The following is a 14,843-nucleotide window of genomic DNA, read 5'->3' as shown; positions in this document are numbered from 1 at the left end:
ACACTTCCTTATCATATGATTGGTTTATATATATTGTGCCTGTAATGCTGTCAGAGCAACTACCTTTACTATATCCTCAGCAGAGCAACCTCTGGACAGGTCGTTTATTGGTTTTGCAAAACCCTGACATATAGGTCCTATGGCCTCAGCATTGGCAAATCTCTGTACAAGCTTATAGCCAATATTTCCAGACTGTAAATCAGGGAATACTAAAACATTAGCTTTTCCAGCTACCTTGCTATAAGGAGCCTTTTGAGCAGCAACCTTTTGAACTATAGCCGCATCTAGCTGTAGCTCTCCATCTATAGAAAGGTCTGGTCTCTTACTCTTAGCAATTTCTACTGCACTTCTTACCTTCTCTACAAGCTCATGACTAGCACTGCCCATGGTGGAGAAGGATAGGGCTGCTACCTTTGGATCCATTCCAAATACATTTTTTGCTGTATCTGCCGTTGCTATAGCTATGGAAGCCAGCTCCTCATTATTAGGATTTGGATTAACAGCACAGTCAGAGAATAAAAGCATTCCCTCATCACCATAGGTTGCTTCAGGAAGAAGCATTACAAAAAAGCTTGAAACTACAGAAACTCCAGGAGCAGTTTTTATTATTTGAAGACCAGGTCTTAATAAATCTCCAGTGGTATGGATAGCTCCAGAAACCAAGCCATCAGCATCATTAAGCTTCACCATCATTGTTCCAAAGTATAGTGGATCTCTTACTATGAGATTTGCCTTTTCTAGGGTCATCCCTTTATTTTTTCTAAGCTCATAAAAGGCATTTGCATAAGCCTCTGTTCTCTTATCCTTCTCAGGATCTACTATCTCTATTCCTTCAATATTGGCATTAAGTCTTTTAGCATTAGCCTTAACCACTTCTTCATTACCCACTAATATTATTTCAGCAAGACCTTGTTCCTTAATCTTTCCTGCGGCTACAAGGTTTCTTTCTTCTTCCCCTTCAGGCAGTACAATCCTCTTTATATCTTTTTTTACAGCTTCATAAACCTTATTTATAAAATCCATTTTTCTCTCCTTCATATTTACTAATAATAAAATGCTCAATAGAAGGCCCTTAATCTATCTAATTAATAGATTAAGGACCTTGTAAGTAATTTCATATATGAGAATCTCTAATCTATTAAGAAATTCTTCTAGCTATTGTAATTATTTTATATATTAAATTTTCTTCTAACAAGCTTGAAAAGCTCACCTAAAACTAGTGGTATTAAGGCAAATACTATCACCATCTCAGCATCAAAGAGATTTAGTGGAACAGTTTGGAAGATATCTCTCATAAATGGAACATAGATTACTACTCCTAATAGGAAGAAGCAAAGTACGGTTGCATATATAAGAGTCTTGTTGCTGAATATACCCATCTTAAAGATTGAATCTCTCTCAGATCTGCTGGAGTGAGATCTAAGAACTTCTGCAAGAATTAATGTAACAAAGGCATAGGTTCTTGCATGATCTATATCATTAGGGAATTTGTTTAATGCCCATAGATATATACCAAGTACAGCACCAACTAAGGATATACTCTGAACAGCTATTCCTATGAGCATGGACCTATCAAGAATAGGCTCATCAGCTTTTCTAGGCTTCTGATTCATGATATCAGACTCTCCCTTTTCAGTACCCAAGGCAAGAGCTGGGAAGCTGTCTGTTACAAGGTTAAGCCATAAAAGCTGTATAGGTAAAAGCGGTGTAGGTATATTCATAAGCAGAGCTAAAAATACAATCAGTATTTCACCAACATTACAGGATAAGAGGAAGAATACGAACTTTCTTATATTACTGTATATAACTCTTCCTTCTTCAACAGCATGAACGATACTTGCAAAGTTATCATCAGTTAATATCATATCAGCAGTACCCTTTGCAACATCTGTTCCAGTGATACCCATGGCAACACCGATGTCAGCCTTCTTAAGAGCCATGGCATCATTGACACCATCACCAGTCATGGAAGCAATATGTCCATTTTTCCTTAAGGTCTCAACGATACGAACCTTATTTTCAGGAGAAACTCTAGCATATACACTGGTAGTTTCAACTACCTTAGCAAATTCCTCATCGGAAAGAGCATCAATTTCATTACCGGATAAAACTCCGTCACCTTCTTCCATAAGATGAAGGTCCTTAGCTATAGCAACAGCTGTATCTCTATGGTCACCAGTAATCATCACAGGCTTAATACCTGCCTGCTTACAGGTTATTATAGCATCCTTAGCTTCAGGTCTTGCAGGGTCAATCATACCCATAAGGCCTATAAATATCATGTCCTTTTCTACTGTCTCAGAGGTGATTGCTTCTGGAAGAGCCGCATACTCGCGATAAGCACAAGCAAGAACTCTTAAGGCTTCATTAGCAAAGCTGCTGTTAGCCTTAGTTATTTCCTGTCTCATTTCTTTTGTAAGCTCTACTGCTTTTCCATTAACAAGTATCCTTGAACATCTATCTAAAACTATATCTGGTGCACCCTTGGTAAAGGATATGATTCCTGATACAAAATTAGAATGGAAGGTTGACATCATCTTTCTTTCAGAATCAAAGGGAAGCTCTTCTATACGAGGATATTTAGCATTCATTTCCTCTCTAGAATATCCTGCCTTTAATCCAGCAACAGTGAAAGCACCCTCTGTAGGATCTCCTAAAATCCCCCAGGACCCATCTTCCTTTTTTTCCACGCTAGCATCATTACATAGAACACCTGCAGGAAGGAATAGCTTAAGGTCCTCAAAATTCTCAGGATTTATAGCTTCACCTTCGGCTCTGAACTCTCCGGCTGGGTCATAGCCCTGTCCAGTTACTTCAAAGAACTTACCGTAGGTATAAATTTTCTTAACAGTCATCTCATTCTGAGTTAAGGTACCAGTTTTATCAGAGCAGATAACATCAACACAGCCTAAGGTTTCAACAGCTAATAGTCTTCTGATTATGGCATTTCTGCTAACCATTCTCTTCATACCAAGGGCAAGAACTATTGTAACCACGGCAGCTAAGCCTTCAGGAATAGCTGCAACAGCAAGGCTTACAGAAGTCATAAACATTTCTAGAGGCTCTTCTCCTCTTAAAAGACCAACTACAAACACAAGCACACAAACAGCGATACAGATTATACCAAGCCATTTTCCAAGCTGGTTTAGCTTATTTTGAAGTGGGGTATTTTCATTATCGATTTCCTGAATCTTATCGGCTATCTTACCCATCTCAGTGTTTCCACCAGTTTCTACTATTATAGCCTTTCCACGTCCATAGGTAACCACAGTACTCATATATGCCATGTTAATTCTGTCACCGATTCCTACTTCTCCTTGAAGCTTAGCATTAGCATACTTTTCTGCAGGTACTGATTCTCCTGTAAGGGATGCCTCCTCTATTTTTAAGTTAGAGCTTTCTATTATTCTTGCATCAGCTGGTATTAAATCTCCAGCCTCAAAAACAATAACATCACCAGGTACAAGATCTCTGGAAGGAACTATTTCAATCTTTCCATTTCTCAGAACCTTAGCATTAGGCGCTGACATCTTTTGAAGTGCTTCTAAAGCCTTCTCTGCCTTTCCTTCTTGTAAAACTCCCAAAAATGCATTAACCACAACGATAGCTATAATTACTACTGCGTCAACACCTTCACCTACAGCAAAGGATACTATACTAGCTACGATTAGTATAATTGTCATAAAGTCGTTTAGCTGATTGAAAATCTTCTGAAATATTGTTTCCTTTTCCTTTTCCTTCAGCTCATTATGTCCATGTTTCGACAACCTTTCTTCCACTTCAGACGTAGAAAGTCCTTTAGAAGGATCAACCTGAAGCTCTTTTGATACATCGTTGATTTCACTGTTATACCAAACTTGTCCCAATTTTTAATTCACCTCGTTTTAATATGCCTTATTTTACTAATATAATTATATATAATTCAACGACAAAAATAAATATAATTGTAAAGAAAGTGTCAAATATAATCTAAATAATTTTAATATTTGAATTTATTGCTAATATAAATTCTACAACAATGCTCCTTTGATAAGTCTTCCTATAGAAGCTTATCTTTAATAATTCTTAATTTATCATTTCCTTCAGGTCTTCACTTATTAATAGCTCTGCTTCTGTGGCTGACCTTACCTCTTCTATAGTAAATTCAGGGTTGAGCTCTGTTAGCACCAGACCGTCAGATGTAACCTTAATAACTCCCATCTCAGTGATAATCAGGTCCACTGCTCCTGCTGCTGTAAGGGGAAGATTACATTCCTTAAGTATTTTAGGGCTTCCCTTTGCCGTATGCTCCATTGCTACTATTACCTTCTCTGCACCGCTGAGAAGATCCATTGCTCCTCCCATTCCTGGAACCATCTTTCCTGGTATCATATAGTTAGCTATATTTCCTTTTTCATCTACCTGAAGGGCACCCAGTACTGTCAGCGCTATGTGTCCACCTCTTATAATACCAAAGGAGGTTGCGCTATCAAAGAAGCAACCACCAGCCATTATTGTTACAGGCATCCCACCTGCATTTACTATATGTGGGTCAAAATTCTCCTCTGTTTGAGAAGGTCCAAGACCAGTAAAGCCATTTTCCGATTGGAAGGTAACATTAATTCCTTCAGGGACAAAATTTGCAACCTTTGTAGGAAGTCCTATTCCAAGGTTAACTAAGGTTCCATCCTCCAGCTCCCTTGCAACTCTTTTTGCAATGAATTCTTGAATTTGATTCTTATCCATTTATTGGACCTCCCTCTACTATATAATTAACGAATACTCCTGGTGTTGTAACATGATTAGGATCTAACTCCCCAATTTCTACAATCTCTTCAGCTTCAACTATGGTTATCTTAGCAGCCGCTGCCATTATATTATTGAAGTTTAAGGTTGAGCCTTTATAAGATATGTTACCGTTTTTATCGACCCTTGAACCATATATTATAGCTACATCAGCCTTTAATGGTTTTTCAAGAAGATATTCCTCACCATCAACTACAACCTTCTCCTTACCTTCTTCTACTAGAGTTCCTAAGCCAGTCTTAGTAAGGACTCCCCCTAAACCGTAGCCACCAGAACGTACCTGCTCTGCTAAGGTACCTTGAGGAACAAGAACTACCTCAGTTTCTCCTGCATTCATCTGTCTTCCAGTTTCTTTATTGGTACCTACATGAGAGGCAATAATTTTTTTAAACTGCTTTGCCACAACCATCTTTCCTACGCCTTTATCTATGAAAGCGGTATCATTACATATTAGTGTTAAATCCTTAACTCCTGATTCTACAATAGCATCAATGAGCTTTAAAGGACTTCCGTTAGCTAAAAAGCCTCCTACCATAATGATGTCACCATCTTTTATTTTAGATACTGCTTCCTTAATACTTATCAATTTACCCATCTAATTTTCACTCCTATTTTCAACTATTAGAGCTGTACCCTGTCCAACGCCTATATATGGGGTTGCTAGCCCATATTCGGCTATCTAATTTCCATATTATCCTAAATAAATAATGGTGTCTAAAGCCTTTTTTTCATACCCGCTATAATCTTAGGTTATTGATATTTTTTTAATTATTTGACTTAACATTTTCAGTTGTACATAGTTTTTTATTAAATCTAAGAAAAGTGTGTTTGTTTTTTCTATTTCCCAGTCAAAGTTAACTAATTTTAATAAATATGTTATAATTTACTTAATTATTAATACTTTTATATAGCCAGGAGATGAAAATTATGGATATAAAGCAGCTTAAGAACTTTGTAGAAATAGTAGATTCTGACTTTAACATATCCGAGACCTCCAAGAAAATCCATATTTCTCAACCAGCTTTAAGCAAAATGATTATAAATTTTGAGAGAGATGAAAATGTCCAGCTCTTTGAGAGAGCCTCAGGTAGACTTATAAGACTAACCCCAGCAGGGGAAAGCTTCTATTATAATGCAGTAGAGCTACTTAAACAGTATGAGGAGATGATGGAAAGCCTTCGTTATGATGCTTCTAAGGTTAAGGGCAGAATAAAAATAGGTATTCCTCCCTTAGTTTTGACTGTACTTTTTTCGGAAGTTATACCTAAATTAATATTAGAATATCCTAATATCCAGTTTGAAATATATGAAATTGGTGCCATAGAGCTTAAAAAAAGCCTTGTCCTTCAAGAGGTTGACATAGCAATCCTTCTAAATCCTACTGATTTTAATAAGGCTACTATTGAAAAGACTATAATTGCTGACGATGACCTATGTGCCTTTATGAATCAGGATAATAAGCTAGCAGCTAAGGAAAAGCTACAGTGGTCAGATTTGAATAATCAAAACCTCGCCATCTTTTCTGAATCCTTTATGATTAATTATTATCTAATGAGAAAATTTGAAAGTGAGGCTATAAGACCTGATATAAAGATAAAATCTGACTCATGGGATTACCTTCTATATTCAACCGAAGACAGTAATTTAATTACTATCCTCCCCTCTCCCATGGATAGCTTTGCTTCCTATAAGAACCTAGTAAAGCTGGAGTTTTATGACCCTATCAACTGGGAAGTAATAATCTGCCGTTATAGGAAAAGCCATTACTCTCGTATTGAAGCATTTGTATATAATGAATTAGTTGAATATTTCAAGAAGCGCTAAGAACCTTCCATGCTAGGAAGGTCTTAGAGCTTCTTTATTTATTTCTTTTACAGCTTAAAGCCTTCTACAAATTCAATCTCCACTCCATTAGGATCCTCTATAAATAAGAGCCTTTCTCCACCAGGAGTATTGATGGGACCACTGATAATATTTATATTATTATCCTTGAGCATTTCTATAATCTTATCTAAATCCTCCACAGCAAAGCCTAGGGACACATGTCCCTTACTTTCTTTATTATTTACACTGTCATTGGTAGAACCTATGAGCTCAACTACAGAGTTGTTCTCATCCTTGAGGAAAACACAGCACATCCCTTCCCTTGGATAGATTCTTCTCTCCTCCACTAAGCCTAAAATATCTTGATAAAAGCTTAAGGAAGCTTCTAAGTCATTGGTTTTTATTGTTGAAAATGCAAATCTCATAATGATACCCCTTTATATGTTTTATTATTAATAATTACCTCTTTTACAAAACTCTATCCTCTCACCTAAAAAACTTTAAAGCTAAGGATATATAGGAGCTTGTCTAAATATTAGTTAGGCAAAAATAACCATGTAACTAATAATAAAATTACAGAAAAAACTCTATTCATTACCAAATAAAGGTTACTAGGGCCGTTATCCTTAAACTTGCCCCCTCCCTTGACCATCCAAATCACCTTGGGATTTATAATTCCTATTATTAATAATATGCTTATAACTACCTTTAAAAGCACTATGAAAACCTCCTTGCAGTTTTCTCCCTACTCATTGAAATAATCTTCACTTATATTATATAATCAAAGCTATCAACTATCAATTATTGCAAATTCTACCATAATTTTATTTCATGAGGCATCTATAGCGGTGTTTTTATGCTTTTATCCTTATATTAATCATAAAAAGGTATTATACTTAATAGTAGAATGTCGCTAAGAACTATAAATATAAAAGACTAAATTGAGGAGTTTATATATGAGAAAAAAAGATATACTAGAGTTAAAAAGACGCTTAAAGAAGGATTATTGCACCTTCACTAAGCTCTGCGGCTGCTATGTCAGCGGTGAAAAGCATATTATTTCTACCTTCAGAGAAACCTTCCTTAACCTAGAAGAGGAAGAATATTTTAAGTATCTAGAGATTGCTAAAAAAGTGATGTCTGGAACCTTAGGTAATAATATTTTAGAGCTTAATTTTCCTTTAGGAGAGGATTTAAAGAATGAAAAGCAGTACTTTCTTCTGGAGCTTAAGAGCAGTCAGCTAAAGAACGATGCCCTTTTAGAAGAGTTTTATAGAACAATCATAGATAATTACAGCTATACCGGCAACTTTTTAATACTTCTCTATCATGATGCCTATGATGTAATTACTAAGACTAAGGATGATTTAAAGCTGGATGAATCAGAAGAGGTATATGAATATATACTCTGTGCAATCTGCCCTGTTTCTCTATCAGCTCCTGGCCTCAGCTACTTCGATGATGATAATAAGATAAAGGCTAGAATAAGAGACTGGGTAGTAGAGGTTCCTGCAAACGGATTTATATATCCTGCTTTTATAAACAGAAGCAGTGATGTAAATGCTGTTATGTATTATACTAAAAATCCTAAGGATCCCCATCCAGAGCTCATGGAGGATGCACTGGGCTGCTATTCCAGACAGACTGCTGCTATACAGAAGCAAGCCTTCCAGGAAATCGTTAAGGAGTCCTTTGCAGATGAAGAAAAGGCCGAAAAGATTTTCATAGAAATACAGGATAATCTCAACGCCATGGTAGAGGAGCACAACTCTACCTATGAGGATGTGGAATCCGCTGAGCCTATAACCCTATCGGAGAAGGAAATACAGAATCTCCTGCTAGAAAGTGGTGTACCTGAGGAGGTTACCAGCAAGATTGAAAGGTCCTATGGTGAGCTCTTTGAGGGAGACCTACCAATGGCAGAAAGCTTAATTGATGCCAGGGCATTAAAGCTAAGCGAGCAGAGAAAAAAGGAAAAGTATCTTGAAAAGCAAGTGGAAATCCTTCAGTATAAGTTGGAACAGGTGAAGCAGGAGGCTGCTGTAGATAACCAGGAGAATGCCACTGATGAAGAAATTCCAGAAGAGCTTGACCAGGATAATGTAGATATAGAAGAAGCTAACGACATTGAAGCTGAAGACAACACTCAATATGATGTTGTCCTTCAGGTAAAGCCAGAAAAAATCTCTCAAATAAAAACTGAGATAATTGATGGTCAAAAATGCATAGTTATTCCTATAGAGGAGGATGAACAGGCTAAGGTAAATGGTAGAGAGGATATAATTTAACACAATTCTTTACTTTGCTATAAGTGGAAAACTAATATTTTACTATAATATAGGAGCAGCTAAAGCGTATATAAAAGCTATAGCTGCTCCTAAAATATTCATAAGCTTATTCTATCTTGCTTATTGTTTCGTCATAGATATTTTGAAGCTTTTCTATTATGCTCTGAAACTCTGTATCATGGTACAAGCCACGGAAAGCTCTCAGTAGCTCAGCTTCATCTAGGTCTTTAATCCCTATTGTCTTAGAGTATATACGGGTATATTTTGCTTCTGGATTAATCCCTTTCTTGTTAAACCTAACACCCTTTTCCTTTATGGCTTCCATCAGGAGGACACGCATATCTCCTTCAATCGGCCCCACTTCCAGGGTAAAATACAGTGAAGCTTCATCATAGCTATACCATATTAAAAATGGTCCATTATGCCACCACCATTTTTCTCTTGTCTCTCCTAGCTTCTCCTTGAAGCTGTCAAAGAGCGGAAGTACAAAGGATAGATTCCTAGAAGAAATACGGTAGTGACTTTCTGTGAGCTTTAGATCAGCCATGAATTCTTCAAAAGCCTTAGGCACCTCTCCTAATCTATTATAGGGTGAAACCTCTGCCCCGTTAATTATTTGATCTTTTATTGGAGAATTATTATTTAGAATAGCAGCAACCATATTTTTAAGAGTAATAAAATCTGAACTATTATATAAGTCAAGCATCCCCTGGGTAAGGTCACTCTTGTCATTCCAGTTATTTATATCAATAGCTTTTGTGAAGATTCTGGTGTAGCGAGCCCCTTCCTTCTTTGACTTTTCTTTTATAGATAAGCCTGACTCCTGAAGCTTTTCTAGGAGGGCTAGTCTTGAGTCATACTCTATGGGACCAATCTCTACAATGAGGCGCAATCTACTATCATGCCCCTGCTCAAACCAAATAACCAAGCCTGTCCCTAGCCAATAGCTTTCCTCTCTCAGCCTCATTTCTCTAATAGGCTCCCACTCTGGAGGAAGGAAGGATGGTACCGTAGGGTGAACATTATGGATAACCTCTCCATTAAATTGCCTCTGAATAAAATCCTCGAAGCTGTAGGATATGATATTCTTACCACGCTTGAATATATAATCAATAGTTTGTCTGTATTTCATTACAAATTCAGTTTTATAATCATATTTAAAGGTCAAGGGCTTGTTAATCGAAGGTATCTCTTCAAAGAGACTGCTGATCACACTGCTGTAGCTTCTATATAAATTTATCGCTTGCAGTATCTGCTCTTTATTGGGATAAAATAAATCCTTCAATACCTGTTGATAATCCTTTATAAAGCTATAAACATTGGCGTTTAGTTGCTCCCTTTGAAGCATAAGGATTATGTTAAGAATTCCTTCTATCCTCTCATGGGTAAGAATAAAGTACTCTTTATTAGAGGGCTCTTCCCCCTGAAGGGTTAGGTATATGGGAATTATTTTAAAGCCTGCATATTTATCTTTTACAAAGGATAAATAATCGTCTAATTGATTTTGAGACTCTGTGGAATAAATTTTATTTTCTATGAAAACAACCAGCTTAAGCTGCTGATTAATAATTACTAAATCAATAAACCGATTATTATGTGTTTTAACTTCACGATATACCTGACTTCCCATCAATGAATTGTTGAGAACAGCCTCTACTAGCTCACATTTAAGATTATTGCTATTTTCCTCTATAAGTATAAGAGTCTCCAGGACCTTACGAAAAAAATAATCCTGAAGATTATGGTTTTCTTTCGGATTTAAAAGCCAAGCAATTATATTTGAATGGCGTATCTCATGCCCCTCCAGCCTCAGTACCTTCAAGGCATTAAAAGTATTAACCTGCTGATTCAGCTTCTGAAAGCTTATATCATTTTCCAGCTCAAATAAGTCTTTAATTTCCATAGTGTCCCCCTATTAGCCTATAAGCTTATTTCCCCACTAAATATTATTGAGTCTTAACATATATATCTTTTAATCACTAAAATTATGATTCTTTGCACCCCACTCACAAAGCTCCTCCAAAACCGGTAATAGAGTTTTAGCCTTTTCTGTGAGATAATACTCAACCTTTGGTGGAACTTGAGGGTATTCCTTTCGCATTACAAGACCATCAGCTTCTAATTCCTTCAGTTGTGAGCTTAGCATCTTAAATGTAATGGTTCCAATTTGTCTTTTAAGCTCATTAAAACGCACTGGCTGATTCTCTGCCAAAAGATAAATTATAACCATCTTCCACTTGCCACCAATGACTGATATTGTATAGCCAAAGGGTGTATCCTGAATATTCTTAACCTTACCTTGATATTCGGCCATGCCCATATCCACACTATCCTTTCAGGTAGTACCTAACAAAAAAGTGCGTACTACTTATTTCCTTTATATTAGTTTATACTAGCCTTACATTAAAAGTAAAGGAGAGAAAAATATGGCTAATACTAAAACCTATTTTCATGGCGTTTCATGGGAGGATACTTATGGTCTTTCTCAGGGATATAAGGTGGATAATACCATCTATATTTCCGGTCAGTTTTCTCATGATATAGACGGAAACTTTATTGGGGAAGGTGATTTCGAGACACAGACCCGCCAAACCCTAGAGAATCTGGATAGAGTTCTAGAAGGCTTTGGAGTTACCAGATCAAATATCGCTGAAATGGAGATATTTCTCACAAACCCTCAAGAGCATTTTGAACAGTGTGTAGGTATGTTCAAAGAATATGTAGGAGACCATCGTCCTGCTGGTACCTTGATCGGTGTATCCGGACTAGCTTTTCCCCATCAGTTGATTGAGATAAGAGCTGTGGCACATACCAATTAAATCTTAAATGATTTTTCATTTCCAAGTATGATATACTTTAATTAACTTTTCATCCAGTTAATTCAAAGATACTACAAAGGAAGTGAAGTCATGTCAAAAATTATCATTATAGAGGATACGGAAACCATAAGGGAGGAGCTTAAGACCTTTCTCACCAGATATGGTTATGAAGCCTTAGCTCCAACGGAGTTTGAGAATGTCATTGAATATATTTTAAAGGAAGAAGCAGATTTAATACTCCTTGATATAAACCTGCCTGTCTTTGATGGCTATCACATATGCAGAGAGATAAGAAAAAGCTCTGATGTGCCTATAATAGTGGTCACCAGCAGGGATAGTGAGATGGATGAGCTTATGAGCATGAATTTAGGGGCTGATGATTTTATTACCAAGCCCTATAACACCCAAATCCTTTTGGCCAGGATTACTTCTCTACTAAGGAGAACTCAAGGAGCTAACGTCCAGGATATCATCACTTATAATGATCTAAAGCTTAATTTATCCAATGGCTCTATAAGCTATAACGGCAATACTGCGGAGCTGACGAAAAATGAGCTTAAAATACTCTCCTGCCTTATTAAGAGTAAAGGAAAAATAGTATCAAGAGATGATTTGATGGATTTTATGTGGAGCTCGGACATATTTGTAGATGATAATAATCTATCGGTTAATGTTACAAGGCTAAGAAAAAAGCTTGAAGAGGTTGGCATGAAGGAAAGCATAGAAACAAGGCGTGGCCTAGGGTATATACTGCCATGAGGATAACAGATTATCTAAAGGACAGGGTCCTATTCCTCCTGATTAATTTTATATTATTTATAATAGTAAGCGGTATCATGCTGCTTATAGGGTTGGAACCCCCTGCAATAATCATTATTTTCTTAACCTGGTTTCTTCCCATTATGTTTTATATTATTTCAGAATTCATCAAGGAGAAGAGATTCTATGATGAGATAAACAGCATAATGGAAAGCCTGGACAAAAAATATCTTCTTTCTGAGGTTATCAAAGAGCCAGAGTTTATAGAAGGAAAGCTTCTTTATGAATTGCTAAGGCAAGCAAACAAAGAGATGCATGAGCATGTAAAGAAATATAGAGATATGGAAATGGAATACAGAGAATACATAGAGACCTGGGTCCATGAAATCAAGACTCCCATTGCCTCCACAATGCTTATTATAGAAAACAACGAAAATGAGGTTACTAAAAATATCAATTATGAAATAAAGAAGATTGAAGAATACATCGAGCAGGTGCTATATTACTCAAGAAGCAATAATGTAAGCAAGGATTACATCATTAGAGAAATAGATTTGGATGAGTATGTTAGAAGTGTTGTAAAGAAGAATTCCAGAGACTTTATTAACAAAAGAATATCCATCCAGCTGGAGGATACGGAGGGCATTGTATATAGTGATGGCAAGTGGCTATCCTTCATACTAAATCAAATAATAGGAAATGCCCTTAAATACTCCAAGGAAAAAGGAGGATGGGTAAAAATATATACGGAAAGAAATGAAAATAACATAGTCCTTACCATAGAAGACAATGGCATAGGCATCATAGACAAGGATATAAATAGAATTTTTGAAAAAGGCTTTACGGGACAGAACGGAAGAAAGCTTGGCAAATCTACCGGTATAGGACTTTATATCTGCAAGAAGCTCTGCAATCAGCTTGGCTTAGGCCTTAACCTCAGCTCTCAAGATGGACAAGGTACTAAGGTTAGTATTACCTTCCCCTTAAACAAAATAAACCTAATGAAATAACATTATAATTATGGGTTCACAGCTAGTGCATAGAGCATAGTCTTGTGAGCCCATAATTTTTCCTCCTAAAAAATATCTATTCTTTCAAAATTGTAACCTTAATGAAATAGAAACTCATATGTACTTATGGTAAATCACGGTATTATATACACATAGACAAGGAACAAAAAATTCTAGGAGGGATGAAAATGAAAAAAATATTAGTTCCAGCAGCGGTAGTGATTTTGGTACTTGTGAATATAACCTTAATAAAATTAAAGCTGATAGGCACTCATAGTGCATCACATTAAAATAGACAAACAATAAAAAATTCTGGGAGGAATAAAAATGAAAAAATTAATAATACCTGCAATAATATTGATTTTAGTGTTAGTAGGAGCTAACTCTGCTTATAAATATTTCTTCGGTCCAAAGATTGTGGATGGAGCTGTATCAAGAAGTATCGACAAGGATGGAAAGCCTGTAGATGAAACCAAAGTATTTGCACCAGAGGATGAGATTTACTTTTCTGCAAGAGGTAAGAGGCTCTTAGTTAAAGAAGGGAAAGTTGTATGGTACAAGGGCGAAGCTAAAAAAGCAAACCGCTTCAAGGTTCAGGAGGATGTGAAAATGAGCAGCTCCAGATATTTTGGAGCTAAGCTATCTGATCCAGAGGGCCTTGAAGAAGGGCTGTATTCAGTGGTTATCTATGCCGGTAACAGCGATTATATACAAGTTGAACTGCAGTTTGAAGTGAAGAAATAAGGAAGATAAACTGGCCTTATGTTCCTAATCGTTGGATTAATCTAGGAATTATTGTATCTCAGGGCCTGTCAGTAATAACTTCTTTCAAAATTGTAACCTTAATGAAATAGAAACTAATATGTACTTATGGTAATCACGGTAATATATACACATAGACAAAGCACAAATAATTCTAGGAGGAATAAAAATGAAAAAATTAATAATACCTGCAATAATATTGATTTTAGTGTTAGTAGGAGCTAATCCTGCTTATAAATATTTCTTTGGTCCAAAGATTGTGGATGGAGCTGTCTCAAGAAGCATAGACAAGAATGGAAAGCCTGTAGATGAAACAAAAGTATTTGCACCAGAGGATGACATTTACTTTTCTGCAAGAGGTAAAAGGCTCTTAGTTAAGGAAGGCACCGTTATATGGTATAAAGGCGAAACTAAAAGAGAAAATCGATTCAAGGTTGAAGAGGATGTAAAAATGAGCAGCTCCAGATATTTCTCAGTTAAGCTATCGGATCCAGAGGGCCTTGAAGAAGGGCTATATTCTGTGGCCATCTTTGCTGGCGACAGCGATATAAAAGAAATTAGAATGCAGTTTGAAGTAAAGAAATAAGTAAACTGGG

General features: G+C 36.4%; 15 protein-coding genes. 7 read left to right on the top strand and 8 right to left on the bottom strand.

Features of this window, described 5'->3' with window-relative positions; genetic code table 11:
- Nucleotides 1–24 precede the first annotated feature (24 nt).
- The 4 genes from pta to ACPWSR_RS07940 form a co-directional block, all read right to left on the bottom strand.
- Complete coding sequence (gene pta, locus ACPWSR_RS07955) at nucleotides 25–1,023, bottom strand: phosphate acetyltransferase (protein ID WP_426351148.1); 999 nt, start codon at nucleotides 1,021–1,023, stop codon at nucleotides 25–27.
- Nucleotides 1,024–1,169: 146 nt separating this feature from the next.
- The gene (locus ACPWSR_RS07950) at nucleotides 1,170–3,866 is read right to left on the bottom strand and encodes a cation-translocating P-type ATPase (RefSeq protein ID WP_426351147.1); all 2,697 of its coding nucleotides are present in this window, start codon (nucleotides 3,864–3,866) and stop codon (nucleotides 1,170–1,172) included.
- A 199-nt stretch (nucleotides 3,867–4,065) separates the two neighbouring features.
- Nucleotides 4,066–4,725 carry a 3-oxoacid CoA-transferase subunit B gene (locus ACPWSR_RS07945; protein ID WP_426351146.1) on the bottom strand — a complete coding sequence of 220 codons (660 nt, stop codon included), beginning with the start codon at nucleotides 4,723–4,725 and terminating at the stop codon, nucleotides 4,066–4,068.
- Nucleotides 4,718–5,380, bottom strand: coding sequence for a CoA transferase subunit A (locus ACPWSR_RS07940; RefSeq protein ID WP_426351145.1), 663 nt, complete (start codon nucleotides 5,378–5,380; stop codon nucleotides 4,718–4,720). Before ACPWSR_RS07940 ends, ACPWSR_RS07945 begins: the two co-directional genes overlap by 8 nt.
- Nucleotides 5,381–5,712: 332 nt before the next feature.
- On the opposite strand from ACPWSR_RS07940, the gene ACPWSR_RS07935 reads away from it, so the two are divergent.
- Nucleotides 5,713–6,609, top strand: a complete 897-nt coding sequence (locus ACPWSR_RS07935; RefSeq protein WP_426351144.1) for a LysR family transcriptional regulator — start codon at nucleotides 5,713–5,715, stop codon at nucleotides 6,607–6,609.
- Between the two features lie 47 nt (nucleotides 6,610–6,656).
- On the opposite strand, the gene ACPWSR_RS07930 is transcribed toward ACPWSR_RS07935, so the two are convergent.
- Together ACPWSR_RS07930 and ACPWSR_RS07925 are read right to left on the bottom strand one after the other, a co-directional pair.
- Nucleotides 6,657–7,034: a VOC family protein gene (locus ACPWSR_RS07930; protein ID WP_426351143.1), complete on the bottom strand. Its 378-nt coding sequence runs from the start codon at nucleotides 7,032–7,034 to the stop codon at nucleotides 6,657–6,659.
- 110 nt (nucleotides 7,035–7,144) lie between these two features.
- On the bottom strand, nucleotides 7,145–7,327 hold the full coding sequence (locus tag ACPWSR_RS07925; RefSeq protein WP_426351142.1) for a hypothetical protein: 183 nt from the start codon (nucleotides 7,325–7,327) through the stop codon (nucleotides 7,145–7,147).
- A 238-nt stretch (nucleotides 7,328–7,565) separates the two neighbouring features.
- Between ACPWSR_RS07925 and ACPWSR_RS07920 the strand changes: the two genes are divergently transcribed.
- Entirely contained in the window at nucleotides 7,566–8,897 is a 1,332-nt protein-coding gene (locus ACPWSR_RS07920; protein ID WP_426351141.1) for a DUF4317 domain-containing protein, read from the top strand.
- Nucleotides 8,898–9,003: 106 nt separating this feature from the next.
- Here ACPWSR_RS07920 and ACPWSR_RS07915 read toward each other — a convergent pair whose 3' ends face one another.
- Together ACPWSR_RS07915 and ACPWSR_RS07910 are read right to left on the bottom strand one after the other, a co-directional pair.
- Entirely contained in the window at nucleotides 9,004–10,800 is a 1,797-nt protein-coding gene (locus ACPWSR_RS07915) for a PD-(D/E)XK nuclease family protein (RefSeq protein ID WP_426351140.1), read from the bottom strand.
- A gap of 69 nt (nucleotides 10,801–10,869) precedes the next feature.
- Entirely contained in the window at nucleotides 10,870–11,217 is a 348-nt protein-coding gene (locus ACPWSR_RS07910) for a winged helix-turn-helix transcriptional regulator (RefSeq protein ID WP_426351139.1), read from the bottom strand.
- A gap of 106 nt (nucleotides 11,218–11,323) precedes the next feature.
- Here ACPWSR_RS07910 and ACPWSR_RS07905 point away from each other — a divergent pair, with 106 nt between their 5' ends.
- The 5 genes from ACPWSR_RS07905 to ACPWSR_RS07885 all read left to right on the top strand — a co-directional run bounded on the left by ACPWSR_RS07905 (nucleotide 11,324) and on the right by ACPWSR_RS07885 (nucleotide 14,833).
- The gene (locus tag ACPWSR_RS07905; protein ID WP_426351138.1) at nucleotides 11,324–11,716 is read left to right on the top strand and encodes a RidA family protein; all 393 of its coding nucleotides are present in this window, start codon (nucleotides 11,324–11,326) and stop codon (nucleotides 11,714–11,716) included.
- A 90-nt stretch (nucleotides 11,717–11,806) separates the two neighbouring features.
- On the top strand, nucleotides 11,807–12,475 hold the full coding sequence (locus tag ACPWSR_RS07900; RefSeq protein WP_426351137.1) for a response regulator transcription factor: 669 nt from the start codon (nucleotides 11,807–11,809) through the stop codon (nucleotides 12,473–12,475).
- A 143-nt stretch (nucleotides 12,476–12,618) separates the two neighbouring features.
- On the top strand, nucleotides 12,619–13,485 hold the full coding sequence (locus tag ACPWSR_RS07895; RefSeq protein WP_426351136.1) for a sensor histidine kinase: 867 nt from the start codon (nucleotides 12,619–12,621) through the stop codon (nucleotides 13,483–13,485).
- A gap of 327 nt (nucleotides 13,486–13,812) precedes the next feature.
- Nucleotides 13,813–14,229 (top strand): hypothetical protein, encoded by a 417-nt coding sequence (locus tag ACPWSR_RS07890; protein ID WP_426351135.1) that lies wholly within the window; start codon nucleotides 13,813–13,815, stop codon nucleotides 14,227–14,229.
- Nucleotides 14,230–14,416: 187 nt separating this feature from the next.
- A complete protein-coding gene (locus tag ACPWSR_RS07885) occupies nucleotides 14,417–14,833 on the top strand; it encodes a hypothetical protein (protein WP_426351134.1) in 417 nt (138 codons plus the stop codon).
- Nucleotides 14,834–14,843: the final 10 nt, after the last annotated feature.

Source organism: Alloiococcus sp. CFN-8, from assembly GCF_049943125.1.
Classification (GTDB): Bacteria; Bacillota; Clostridia; order Clostridiales; family Clostridiaceae; genus JAEXZL01.
Note: the sequence above shows the minus strand (reverse complement) of the source record. Positions and strands in the feature narration are given on the sequence as shown.

Excerpts from the sequence above, each read along its gene's own strand:
- pta (WP_426351148.1), bottom strand. The coding sequence starts at position 1,023 with ATGGATTTTATAAATAAGGTTTATGAAGCTGTAAAAAAAGATATAAAG.
- ACPWSR_RS07945 (WP_426351146.1), bottom strand. The coding sequence starts at position 4,725 with ATGGATAAGAATCAAATTCAAGAATTCATTGCAAAAAGAGTTGCAAGG.
- ACPWSR_RS07940 (WP_426351145.1), bottom strand. The coding sequence starts at position 5,380 with ATGGGTAAATTGATAAGTATTAAGGAAGCAGTATCTAAAATAAAAGAT.
- ACPWSR_RS07935 (WP_426351144.1), top strand. The coding sequence starts at position 5,713 with ATGGATATAAAGCAGCTTAAGAACTTTGTAGAAATAGTAGATTCTGAC.
- ACPWSR_RS07930 (WP_426351143.1), bottom strand. The coding sequence starts at position 7,034 with ATGAGATTTGCATTTTCAACAATAAAAACCAATGACTTAGAAGCTTCC.
- ACPWSR_RS07920 (WP_426351141.1), top strand. The coding sequence starts at position 7,566 with ATGAGAAAAAAAGATATACTAGAGTTAAAAAGACGCTTAAAGAAGGAT.
- ACPWSR_RS07915 (WP_426351140.1), bottom strand. The coding sequence starts at position 10,800 with ATGGAAATTAAAGACTTATTTGAGCTGGAAAATGATATAAGCTTTCAG.
- ACPWSR_RS07910 (WP_426351139.1), bottom strand. The coding sequence starts at position 11,217 with ATGGGCATGGCCGAATATCAAGGTAAGGTTAAGAATATTCAGGATACA.
- ACPWSR_RS07905 (WP_426351138.1), top strand. The coding sequence starts at position 11,324 with ATGGCTAATACTAAAACCTATTTTCATGGCGTTTCATGGGAGGATACT.
- ACPWSR_RS07900 (WP_426351137.1), top strand. The coding sequence starts at position 11,807 with ATGTCAAAAATTATCATTATAGAGGATACGGAAACCATAAGGGAGGAG.
- ACPWSR_RS07895 (WP_426351136.1), top strand. The coding sequence starts at position 12,619 with ATGTTTTATATTATTTCAGAATTCATCAAGGAGAAGAGATTCTATGAT.
- ACPWSR_RS07890 (WP_426351135.1), top strand. The coding sequence starts at position 13,813 with ATGAAAAAATTAATAATACCTGCAATAATATTGATTTTAGTGTTAGTA.
- ACPWSR_RS07885 (WP_426351134.1), top strand. The coding sequence starts at position 14,417 with ATGAAAAAATTAATAATACCTGCAATAATATTGATTTTAGTGTTAGTA.